At 70.0% G+C, this 10,576-nt stretch carries 12 protein-coding genes and 2 pseudogenes; 5 read left to right on the forward strand and 9 right to left on the reverse strand.

Going from position 1 to position 10,576, the window contains the following annotated elements; translation table 11 throughout:
- Positions 1–781 precede the first annotated feature (781 nt).
- The 5 genes and pseudogenes from PSH25_RS29260 to PSH25_RS34270 form a co-directional block, all read right to left on the reverse strand.
- Positions 782–1,741, reverse strand: coding sequence for an SDR family NAD(P)-dependent oxidoreductase (locus PSH25_RS29260; protein ID WP_238662085.1), 960 nt, complete (start codon positions 1,739–1,741; stop codon positions 782–784).
- A 49-nt stretch (positions 1,742–1,790) separates the two neighbouring features.
- The gene (locus PSH25_RS29265; RefSeq protein ID WP_238662086.1) at positions 1,791–2,372 is read right to left on the reverse strand and encodes a TetR/AcrR family transcriptional regulator; all 582 of its coding nucleotides are present in this window, start codon (positions 2,370–2,372) and stop codon (positions 1,791–1,793) included.
- A gap of 176 nt (positions 2,373–2,548) precedes the next feature.
- Positions 2,549–2,993, reverse strand: a pseudogene (locus PSH25_RS29270) (hypothetical protein); the annotation flags it as partial.
- Positions 2,994–3,013: 20 nt separating this feature from the next.
- The gene (locus PSH25_RS29275) at positions 3,014–3,316 is read right to left on the reverse strand and encodes a DUF3291 domain-containing protein (RefSeq protein ID WP_238662087.1); all 303 of its coding nucleotides are present in this window, start codon (positions 3,314–3,316) and stop codon (positions 3,014–3,016) included.
- Positions 3,317–3,340: 24 nt separating this feature from the next.
- Positions 3,341–4,077, reverse strand: a pseudogene (locus PSH25_RS34270) (SDR family oxidoreductase).
- Positions 4,078–4,320: 243 nt separating this feature from the next.
- On the opposite strand from PSH25_RS34270, the gene PSH25_RS29285 reads away from it, so the two are divergent.
- The 3 genes from PSH25_RS29285 (at position 4,321) to PSH25_RS29295 (ending at position 6,768) form a co-directional block, all read left to right on the forward strand.
- Positions 4,321–5,181 carry a helix-turn-helix transcriptional regulator gene (locus PSH25_RS29285; protein WP_238662088.1) on the forward strand — a complete coding sequence of 287 codons (861 nt, stop codon included), beginning with the start codon at positions 4,321–4,323 and terminating at the stop codon, positions 5,179–5,181.
- 286 nt (positions 5,182–5,467) lie between these two features.
- Positions 5,468–6,316 carry an MBL fold metallo-hydrolase gene (locus PSH25_RS29290; protein ID WP_238662089.1) on the forward strand — a complete coding sequence of 283 codons (849 nt, stop codon included), beginning with the start codon at positions 5,468–5,470 and terminating at the stop codon, positions 6,314–6,316.
- Entirely contained in the window at positions 6,313–6,768 is a 456-nt protein-coding gene (locus PSH25_RS29295) for a MarR family winged helix-turn-helix transcriptional regulator (protein ID WP_238662090.1), read from the forward strand. Before PSH25_RS29290 ends, PSH25_RS29295 begins: the two co-directional genes overlap by 4 nt.
- A 39-nt stretch (positions 6,769–6,807) precedes the next feature.
- On the opposite strand, the gene ligD is transcribed toward PSH25_RS29295, so the two are convergent.
- Positions 6,808–7,845: a non-homologous end-joining DNA ligase gene (ligD, locus tag PSH25_RS29300; RefSeq protein ID WP_238662091.1), complete on the reverse strand. Its 1,038-nt coding sequence runs from the start codon at positions 7,843–7,845 to the stop codon at positions 6,808–6,810.
- 47 nt (positions 7,846–7,892) lie between these two features.
- Between ligD and msrB the strand changes: the two genes are divergently transcribed.
- Positions 7,893–8,297, forward strand: coding sequence for a peptide-methionine (R)-S-oxide reductase MsrB (gene msrB / locus PSH25_RS29305; protein WP_091400676.1), 405 nt, complete (start codon positions 7,893–7,895; stop codon positions 8,295–8,297).
- 43 nt (positions 8,298–8,340) lie between these two features.
- Here msrB and PSH25_RS29310 read toward each other — a convergent pair whose 3' ends face one another.
- From PSH25_RS29310 to PSH25_RS29320, 3 genes are all read right to left on the reverse strand, one after another.
- Complete coding sequence (locus PSH25_RS29310; RefSeq protein WP_238662092.1) at positions 8,341–8,949, reverse strand: DUF305 domain-containing protein; 609 nt, start codon at positions 8,947–8,949, stop codon at positions 8,341–8,343.
- 63 nt (positions 8,950–9,012) lie between these two features.
- A complete protein-coding gene (locus tag PSH25_RS29315; protein ID WP_238662093.1) occupies positions 9,013–9,753 on the reverse strand; it encodes a lytic polysaccharide monooxygenase in 741 nt (246 codons plus the stop codon).
- Between the two features lie 108 nt (positions 9,754–9,861).
- Positions 9,862–10,137: an isoamylase early set domain-containing protein gene (locus tag PSH25_RS29320; protein ID WP_238662094.1), complete on the reverse strand. Its 276-nt coding sequence runs from the start codon at positions 10,135–10,137 to the stop codon at positions 9,862–9,864.
- Positions 10,138–10,293: 156 nt separating this feature from the next.
- On the opposite strand from PSH25_RS29320, the gene PSH25_RS29325 reads away from it, so the two are divergent.
- A complete protein-coding gene (locus PSH25_RS29325; RefSeq protein WP_091400670.1) occupies positions 10,294–10,554 on the forward strand; it encodes a metallothionein in 261 nt (86 codons plus the stop codon).
- Positions 10,555–10,576: the final 22 nt, after the last annotated feature.

Below are 10,576 nucleotides of genomic sequence, written 5' to 3' on the forward strand. Positions count from 1 at the left end.
CCCACACGACCCCGTTGAGCACCCGCCGGTCATCGACCCGAGGTCGACCACCAGTTACCGCCGACGGCAGATACCTCGACAGCGCTTTCCACTCGACGTCAGACAACTCGTAGCGACGACCCACGCGCTACATCATCCAACACCAAGATCCTTTGAAGACACTGCCTAGCCCAGCAGCGCCTCCACGGCGGTTGACCGGAGGCCCGGTCAACCGCCGTCGCTGTCCGCGCGGCATGGAGCCGCTGCGGTAGCGGAAGCACCTCGGCTGTCGCCTCGCACCGTCGGATCACGGACCAGGGACTGACAACCAGGCCGGTTCAGGTAAGAGAGTCAGCCGCTGTCGACTTGCCGCAGAGCACGGGGGCGGTGTGGTCGTTCATGTGGGATCCGGCGTCCTGTCTGAAGCTCTTCGACGCGGCGGAAGTAGCCGTGTCTCTCCCCGGTCGGGAGGGAATCGGCGAGATTCAGGCTGTCGTGGAGCGGGCCGCAGGTGGGCGAGTGGGTGTGCTTCACGAGGTGGTCAAGCTCGATCATGGCAGTCGTGCCGTGACCCGTAGCCTTGTCTCCTGGTGTCCTAGCTGGGGGCAGTCACCGTCGAGGCGCTTGAGCCCGGATTCACCAACCAGGTGGCACGTTGACTATTGGTGCCAGCCTGTTTCACTTCGGCGCAACGTCGACTCTGGGCGCGTCGAGGTAGCCCGGGTCGGGTCAGCACGCGACGCAGATGCCTGCCCCCGGTGGACCGCGGGTGACCTGCCGGCTACTCTCGTCGGCCCCGTGCTCAGCGCCGCAGGAGCCGCAGCGTCTCCTCCCAGAGGATGTCGGCGTCCTTGTCATTCAGGGCGTACGGCAGCACGCCGCTCATGCCATCGGAGCGCTCGGCGATGACCAGGGCCTCGTTGGCGTCCTCGAAGTAGCGGCCGGTGACGCCGTCGACCTCGGGGGAGGCGGCGAGCAGGACCGAGGTGGCCGCGCCCTGCTGCGGGGTCTTCCAGCCCGGCGGCACCTCCAGGCGGTTGCCCTGCTCGTCCACCGCGCCGACCCAGCGCAGCTGCGCGTCGTCGAGGTGTCGCTGCAGGTTGGTCATGATGCCGCCGGGGTGCAGGGCGTTGGCGGTAATGCCGTCGGCGGCCCACCTGTGGGCCAGGGCGACGATGAACAGGATCGTCGCGGTCTTCGACTGGCCGTAGGCCGACCATGCCTCGTAGGGCCGGGCGATGAAGTGGATGTCATCGAAGACGACCGGGGACTGCTGGTGCGCCGAGGAGCTGACGACGACGATCCGGGCGCCGTGGGCGGCGGCGAGTGCGTCGTGCAGCCCCAGGGTCAGCTCGGCGTGACCGAGGTGGTTGATGGCGAACTGCCTCTCCCAGCCCTCGGCGGTCCTGGTCAGCTCCGGCAGGGCCATGACACCGGCGTTGTTGACCAGGATGTGCAGCGGGCCCGTCCAGCCGGTGACGAAGGCGTCGATGGAGGCGCGGTCGGCCAGGTCGAGGTGGGCGACCCGGATGGTGCCCGGCGTGCCGCCGGCCGTGAGGTCGGCGGCGGCGCGCTCTCCGGCGGCGGTGTCGCGGACGGCCACCGTCACGTCGGCTCCGGCGTTAGCAAGCGCGCGGGCGGTCTCCAGGCCGATGCCGGACGCGCCGCCGGTGACCACCGCCCGACGGCCCGTGAGGTCGACGCCGGCGATCACCTCGGCGGCGGTCGACTGGGCCGAGAAAGAGGTGACGATTCGTGACATTTCGGAACTCCTAGGGTGCAGAAAATCTGCGATGGGGAGGTGGGCGGGGTCAGGCTGCGGCGCGGCGGATCAGTCGCAGCGCCCGACGGATCCGGTCGCGGAAGTCGTCGCGGGTGACCGAGGTCGACTTCCAGGTCAGCGCGGCGGAGAAGAGCAGGTCCATCAGGTCGTCCGCGGTCAGCTCGGCGTCGAGCAGGCCGGGCGGGGCGAGAGCGCCGATGTGGGTGCTCAGCGTGCTGCGGGCCCGCTCCTGGTAGTCGTGGAACATCGAGCCCAGTTGGGGCCCGCTGTTCTCCAGCAGCTCGTTGAGGTCGCGTGCCACCTGGGTGTCGATGTAGGGACCCATCAGCGCGTCCAGGCCCGCCACGATCCGCTCGTCGAAGCTCAGCGCCTGGTCGGCAAAGCGCTCCTCCATTGCCCGCTGGGCGCGTTCCATGACGCCCCGCATGGTGGCCCGGTACAGCTGCTCCTTGTTGGGGAACATCAGGTACAGGCCCGGCCGGGAGATGCCGGCCGCCTTGGCGACCGCCTCCATGGACGTCTTCTGAAATCCGTAGCGGCCGAACACCCCGACCGCTGCGGCCAGGACGCCGGCGCGCTTCGGGTCGTCGCTGAACTCCACGTTGCTCACGCTAGACAGCCTAGACATATTCTCGAAAGTTGTCTAATGCGTCAGGTCACACCGAGCGGCGGCGGTGCACGCGGCTGAGGTCGTTCGGCCGGTGTTAACGGACTCACTGTGCCAACCGGAGGCAGCAAGGGTCCGCTGCACCCCCTCGATGCAGCGGACCCCGAATTCATTCACCGGTCGCGGACCTCGCCGACGCCCTCCGCGACTGGACGCTTCGCTTCCGCCGGCGGCCCGAGCACGTCTGGACGGAAGTCGGGGTGCGCTGGCTCTTGCAGTGCGCGACGACTCCGGCGATTTCCTTCTCCGTGACCCAGGCACCCTGGATCCGCGCAGGCCGGGAGGCGCCCATCGGCAGGAACAGCCCGTCTCCTTGACCGAGCAGCTTTCCGCGCCGGGCTGGTCGAGGATGACCCGGGAGCCCGCGAGGGATGAGGTAGACAAGGCCAGCCGGGACGGCACGTTCGCCTTGATCAGACCGGTCACCACGTCGACCGAGGGGCGCTGGGTGGCCAACACCAGGTGGGCGGGCCCGTCATAGCGCATGTCCGTCTCGCGCACGACCCAGTCCAGCGAGTCGGCCGCCTTCTTCGCGTTGGTCACGATCGGGGTGACCAGGTGTGGCGACCGTATGGGCGCCGGGGTCAGCTGGTGTGTTGCAGCACCGGGACGATCCGGAAGTCGACCGTGGCGTGGTCGATGGTGGCGTGCACCGGGGAGCCGGCCATCTCGGTCATGATCCCCGAGGCGCTGCGCCGGCCGTCGGCGGCGGAGTCCCACGCGACGATGTCGGTGATCGTGCCGCCGTCGTCCTGCACGATCCGACGCCACCGGAAGCCGGGCTGCCGTCGCAGGTATTCGTTGATGTCGTCGTTGGCGTTGACGAAGTCGGCGCCGGTGAGGCCGGAGACGAGCCGGAACGTCGTCATCTCGAGCGCTTCGCTCATGTTTGCCCTCCTCGTGGTGTGCGATCAGCCCTGCACCGTGGACCGCATGATGATCTCGTTGACGTCGACGCTGTCGGGCTGGGTGATGGCGTAGGCGATCGCGTCGGCGACTGCCGAGGCAGGCATTCCCAGCTCCTCGGCCGCCGCGTGGGCGGCAGCACGCACCTGAGGGTCGCCTCCCCGCTCAGTGAGTTCCGAGTGGGTGTAGCCGGGGTTGACCAGGGTTACCCGGACGTCTCGGCTCTCCTGGCGCAGCCCTTCGGTAAGCGCCCGGACCGCGTACTTGGTGGCGCAGTAGACCGCGGCCGTCGGGTCGACGCGGTACCCGGCGGTAGAGCCGATGTTGATGATGTGCCCTGTGCCGCGGGCCCGCATCAGCGGCAGTGCGGCGGCGATGCGTTCAAGGTGCCGCGCAGGTTCACCTCGACCATCTGGTCCCACTCGTCAACCCGCAGCGCGTCGAGGGTCGACAGGGCCATCACGCCGGCGTTGTTGACCAGTACGTCGATGCGGCCGTGCCGGTTGTGGGTGCCCTCGACGAAGGAGAGCACGCTGTCACGGCTCGTGACGTCGAGCTCATGGTGCTCGGCGGTGCCACCGGCGGCGCGCAGTTCGTCGACGAGTGCGGCGAGCCGGTCGACGCGCCGGGCACCCAGCACGACGTGATGGCCGTCGGCGGCCAGCCGGCGGGCGGTTGCCGCACCGATACCACTACTTGCGCCGGTGATGAGAATGATCTTCGAGGCGGAACTGTCTCCCATTGATCCTCCTGTTGTGCTTCGGGCCTGCGACCAAGCGCCGCTGCTCAACCATCCGGCTGGTACGCGAGCCCGGGAAGGGTGAGGCTTCCTGGGTGCGCGACACCCTGGCACCACGTACGTTTCATTCGATTCAGGGTGCTCTGTCCCGTACGCCTCGACCTGCGGATTGGGCGATTCAGCGGACGGGCCAGCGAAGCCGGCAGCTGGCCGGGGATCTCAGCCAGGAGTCTTAGGCTGGTCGACATGCCCGATTCAAACCGGCTCGGGGAATTCCTTCGGGCCAACCGCGCCCGAGTGGACCCGAAAGAGGCCGGACTGCACGGGGGCGGCGACCGCCGGGTACCGGGGCTGCGCCGCGAGGAGATCGCAGTCCTGGCCGGGGTGAGCGCCGACTACTATGCCCGCCTCGAGCAGGGCCGGGAGCGCAACCCCTCGGCGCAGGTGCTCGACGCGATCGGCCGGGCCCTGCGCCTCGACCCGGACGCGCGCGGCCATCTCTTCCGGCTCGCCCGGCTCCACCCTCGCCTCGGCCCGGACAACACCCGGGACTCCGTCCACCCCGCCCTGCTGCGGCTGCTGGACGCCTTTCCCACCTCCGCCGCCTACGTGCTCAGTCCAGCGTTCCAAGTGCTGGCCACCAACAGCGTGGCGGCTGCCCTGCTGTCCCCGTTCACGGGCCCGACCAACATGGTCCGGGTGCTGTTCGAGCATCCGCAGGCCCGCACCGTCTTCCCCGACTGGCCGGCCCTGACCGAGAACGTCGTACACGCCCTACGACTCAACGCCGACCTCTTCCCGGAAGATCCCCAGATCCGGGCGCTCGTAACTGACATGCGACGGGACTCGCCGGAGTTCGGCGCCCTTTGGGCGGACCAGACTGTGCAGGGCCTGACCCGCATGTTCAAGGTCATACACCACCCCGAGGCAGGGCGGGTCGAGCTGACCTACCAGACCTTTGACGTCCGGGATGCTCCCGGTCAGCAACTGCTGGTCGGCACGCCTGAGTCGGGCAGCCGCAGCGCCGAGGCCCTGGCCGCTCTGGCGGCACCGGATCGGGAGGTCGCGGGCCAGCCCTCCGGGGGTGGTCAGCTACCCAAGGGCTGATGGCAGCCGACGGCTCCAGAGAGCTGTCGAAAAATGGCGTGGCAGCTTCGTTCCAGGGGCGGGTAGGGCCACCCTGGCCTGGTGATGATCCTCACGCCGACGGCGGTCCGGGCTCATCAGGTTGTGCTCGGAGAGAGCCCAGACGGCGGCGTCGGCACAGCTCGCCACCGCAGTGTCCGCCCGCGCCAACGCATCGATCACAGACAGACCTTAGAACAGGCGTACGACAGCCCCGGATGGGACACTTCATCTGGCCTCAGACGATCTGAGGTCGTACGATCGAGTCGTGAAGACCCTTCCTGCCCCCGAGCCGTGGACGGACGCCCTTCCCGAGGCGACGCCGCCACCCGACATGGCGATCTACCAACTGCCCACCGGCAGCTACGAGACGCGGGCGGCTTTCGCCGTCCGGGGCGGCTCGTTCTACGACAAGCGGCAGTTCGCCGCCACGGCCATCCTCGTACGGCACCCGAACGGCGACTTCCTCATCGATGCCGGCTTCGGGGCCAACGTCGCCGCGCATGTCGCCATGCAGCCGCGGTTCGCCCGCGCCCCCTTCCAGGCCACCCGAACGGTGCGCGAGCAGCTCGACGACAGTGGTTACGACCGCACCAGGCTCAGCGGGGTGTTCCTGACGCACTCGCACTGGGACCACGCGAGCGGCCTGGACTCGCTCGACCTGCCGGTCTGGATGAACAGGGGCGAGCTTGAGTACGCCGCCAGTGCCGGTGACGGCAAGGTCTTCCGGGCCGTCTCGCCCGGTCACGAGATCCGCGAATACTCCTTCGACGGCCCCGCGTACCTCGGCTTCTCCGCGAGCTTCGACGTCCACGGCGACGGGTCACTGGTGCTGGCGCTGGCCGGCGGCCACACGACGGGGTCCGTGGTCGCGTTCGTGACCCTCCCAGCGGGGCGGCGCTACGCGTTCATCGGCGACCTGACCTGGCAACTTGATGGAGTCCATCGGAGGGTGGAACGCCCCTGGCTGCTACGGACCCTCGCCGACAGCGACGCCGAACAGGTGCGCCAGGGCCTCCTGCGATCGGCCGCGTTGACCGAGCTGATGCAGGTCGTCCCCGCCCACGACCATCGCGCCTACGAGGGCATCCCGCTGCTTGAGGGTGCGTCGCGATGACCGCTGGACCAGCGCCGTCGCTCGACTCCGAGATCACCTGGCTATTGCACCGCGCGGCCCAGCGGATGCACGTGGTGACCGGCGAACAGGCCGAGAGGCACGGCCTCCAGCTGCGGGACTACATCGTGTTGAGCGCCCTCGACAAGACACCCGGGCTGACTCAGGTCGAGCTGGCCAGAGCGCTCGGGCTCGACAAGACCACGCTCATGACCCAACTCGATCGGCTCGAACAGAAGAACCTCGTCGTCCGCCACTCCGACCCCCGCGACCGCCGGTTGCGCATTCCGGCGATCACGGCCGCCGGCGAGGAGGTACGGGCGCAGGTCGCCGACGCCAGCGAGGAGGCGGAGCGGAACGCGATGGCCGGCTTCAGCCAGACCGAGGTCGACGTGTTCCGCCGGATGCTGTTCGCGATCATCGGCACGGCGGTGGACCCGGGGTCATGCCTGTGACGCTCGGCGACCGCACACGGCTCGACTAGCGCACCTAGCTCAGGCGCTCTCGTCCTCCGGAGGGCGCTTGGCGCGGCTCGGCTGCACGCGCTTGGGCTCGCCCGGCATCTTCGGGTGGTCCGGCGGGTACGGCAGGTCGCCCTGACCGGCGGCGGCGTCGCGCTCGGCCCACTCCAGCAGCGGGGTGATGTCCCACGGTGCGTCGTCGATGCCGGCGTGCGGATCACCCCGCTCGGCGAGCCGGGCCGGCACGGTGCGCAGGTCGAAGTCGTCCGGGTCGACGTCGGGTAGCTCGTCCCAGGTGACCGGGGCCGAGACGGTGGCCCGCGCGTTGGCCCGCAGCGAGTACGCGCACGCGATCGTGCGGTCGCGCGCCATCTGGTTGAAGTCGACGAAGACCCGGGTGCCGCGCTCCTCCTTCCACCAGGCGGTGGTGACCAGGTCGGGGTTGCGGCGCTCCACCTCCCGGGCCAGCGCGATGGTGGCCCGGCGCACCTCGGTGAACGTCCAGCGGGGTTGGATGCGCAGGTAGACGTGCACGCCCCGGCCACCGGAGGTCTTCGGCCAGCCGGTCGCCCCCAGCTCGTCGAGGAGCGCGCGGACCTCGCCGGCGGCCCGCGCCGCGTCGGCGAAGTCGGTGCCGGGCTGCGGGTCCAGGTCGATGCGCAGCTCGTCGGGGCGGTCGGCGTCGGCGGCCCGCACCGGCCACGGGTGGAAGACGATGGTGCCCATCTGGGCCGCCCAGGCCACATGCGCCAGGTCGGCCGGGCAGAGCTCCGCCGCGTTCCGACCGCTCGGGAAGGTGATCTGCGCCGTCGTCACCCAGGGCGGCACCCCGCGGGTGGGCACCCGCTTCTGGAAGAACGCCTCGCCCTCGACGCCCTCGGGGAAGCGTTGCAGGGTGGTCGGCCGGTCCCGCAGGGCGCGCATGATCCCGTCGCCGACCGCGAGGTAGTAGTGGAAGACGTCCGCCTTGGTGAACCCCCGCTGCGGGAAGATCACTCGATCCGGACTGCTCAGTCGGACGGTGTGCCCGGCCACCTCGACCTCTGCGGCCGAAGCCTTGGTGCCACCCATCCCGCGACCTTATGCCACGGCCCCGACGTTCGACGTACCGTTGACGGGTGAGTCTTGACGACAACGAGCTGCCCCGTACCGACGAAGAGTGGCGGGTCCGACTGACCCCCGAGGAGTTCCATGTCCTGCGGGAGGCCGGCACCGAACGCCCGTGGACCGGCGAGTACGTCGACACGAAGACCCAGGGGGTCTACCACTGTCGCGCCTGCGGGCTGGAGCTGTTCTCCAGTGACACCAAGTTCGACTCGCACTGCGGCTGGCCGAGCTTCGACGACGCCATCCCGGGCCGGGTCAAGGAAATCGAGGACCGCACCCTCGGCATGGCCCGTACGGAGATCCGCTGCGCCCGCTGCGACAGTCACCTCGGGCACGTCTTCCACGGTGAGGGCTTCACCCCGAAGGACACCCGGCACTGCGTCAACTCGGTCTCCATCAAGCTGGAACCCCGCTGACCCGGGCACCCAGGGCGTGACCGCGCTCAGGGAGTGACCGCGCTCAGGGCGTACCCCTGAGCAGCTCGACCTCGGCGGCCCGGGACTGCTCGATGCGTCGGGCCAGGTCGCGGACCCGCTCGTTGCGGCCGACGCCGACGTGGGACCGGGCCAGGTCGGCGGCCGCTCGCTGGTGGTCGGCGAGCACCTCGCGCAACACCCGGTCGACGTCCGCGTCCGGCGCGGTCCGCAGCCGGTCGAGCGCGGCGTCGTCACCGTGCCCGTCGTGGTGGTGTGCGGCCGCGCTGGCGCCCGGCCCGGTGGTGGGCAACCAGCCGCGCATGGCGGCCAGCTCGTCGGCCTCGGTCGCTTCGACAGCGGCGGCCAGGGTGCGCAGCGCGTCGTCGCGCACCCGGTCCCGGGCCAGCCGGACGATCTGCAGGGTGCGTTCGCTGTGCCCGACCATGGTGCTCAGGAACACCACGTCGATCCCGCTCATCGCGTCCGCGTCGATCGCAGGACCGGCACCCGCGGACCCGGCCGCCGCCGAGCCGGCCGGGGACGCGGGGGCCGGCTGCGGCAGGGCCGACGGGCTCGCCGTGGGCGGTCCGGCGCAGGCTCCGGTGAGCAGCAGAGCGGCAACGAGGGACGCCAGCGGGGTACGGCGGGGCATGCCGATTGCTCCGTTCACGCGAGAGCGGCGACACGGGTGCGACCAGGGGCCGCACCCGTGCGGTCAGACCTGGAGCCAGAGCGCCGGTACGTTCGGCGGCTCCCAGCCCGGGATTGCGGTGTGCGCCTGCCGGCAGCGGTACGTCGCTCCGCCGTAGGTGACCTGGTCGCCGACCTGGTACGCCCGGCCCGTCGTCCACGTGCCGCCCGGCGCGGGCGGAGTGGTCGGCGTGCTGGTCGGGGTGGGCCGCGGGGTGGGTGAGGTGGTGGGGGTGGGGGTCGGGTTCGACCCGCCGCCGCCGATCTGCACGTCAATGCAGGAGTAGAAGGCGTTCGCCGTGTCGGAGATGTTCCACACCGCGAGGACCTTCTGCCGGCCGGAGAAGCCGCCCAGATTGACGTTGTGCGACACCGTGGCGCCCGGCTGCTGGCCGTTGCCGTTGACCACGCCGACCCGGGTGTTGCCGATCCAGTACTCCCAGTTGCTGGTGGCGTGCCGGGCGGTGTTCACCCAGGTGAAGGTGAGCGAGCTGCCCACCGAGGTTGCCGGCCAGCCGCGACTGTCGTCGTTGAGGACGGCGAACTGGGCGATTCCGGCATTGCAGCTGCGTAGGCCCTTGGGCCCTTCGACGCTCTGCGGCTCGTACTTGATCTGCCCGCAGTCGGGCACCCGGCCCTGCGCGCAGAGCGCCTGCCGGCTCGGTGGGGCGGAGACGTAGCCATGCGCCTGCGCGGGGGCGGCGACGGTGAGGGTGGCGGCGACGGCACCCGCCGCCACCAGCGGGACGGTGATTCTTCGACGCATCGGGACAGCTCCTTCTCCAGGGTCCGGTGGGTGCCCCCAAGGTAATTTAAACATTGTTAACAGTAAAGACTCCCATCGATAAATCCATCGATGACGGCAGTTTTCTTCTCAGAGCCGGAGCAGGCTGCCCCGGTCGTCGACCTGGTCGGCCGACTCGTCGTCCAACCAGATACCGCCGGTGCCGAGGTACCGGAACCGGTGCTCCCCCGGCGGCAGCTTCACGGTCACCGTTCTGGTGCCGTCGCGGCGGGCCACCAACTCGTGCCGGCCCGGCTGCCAGCCGTTGAAGGAGCCGACGACGCTCACCGGGCCGGGCGGGACATCCCGGGGCAGGCAGAAGGTGACCCGGGTCTGGTTGCCGAAGAGTCTGTTGCGCTTGATCACGGTGATCCTCCGGGGGTTGCGGCGGTTCACCCGGCATAACGGGCAACACGCCGACGCCGACACGCCGCTGTTGTAGCCAGGCGTCGACGTTCCGCCCCACGTCGCGGCCTCTCTGCGAGATTCTGTAGGCACTTGTCCACTTAACGGAGGTTTTCGGTGGCAACCTGCGAGGTCTGCGGCAACGACTACTGGATGGCGTTCGAGGTGCACACCGTCAGCGGCGACGTGCACACCTTCGACTCGTTCGAGTGCGCGATCCAGCGCATGGCACCGATCTGCGAGCACTGCCAGGTCAAGATCGTCGGGCACGGCGTCGAGGTCAACGGCCGCTTCTTCTGCTGCGCACACTGCGCCAGGGCCGTCGAGGGCGCGGTGGGCGCCGAGATCCGCGACGCCGTCGGCGCCCGCCCGGCCTGACCGCGCCCGCCCGGCCTGACCG

This window comes from Micromonospora foliorum (assembly GCF_022229015.1).
Classification (GTDB): Bacteria; Actinomycetota; Actinomycetes; order Mycobacteriales; family Micromonosporaceae; genus Micromonospora; species Micromonospora foliorum.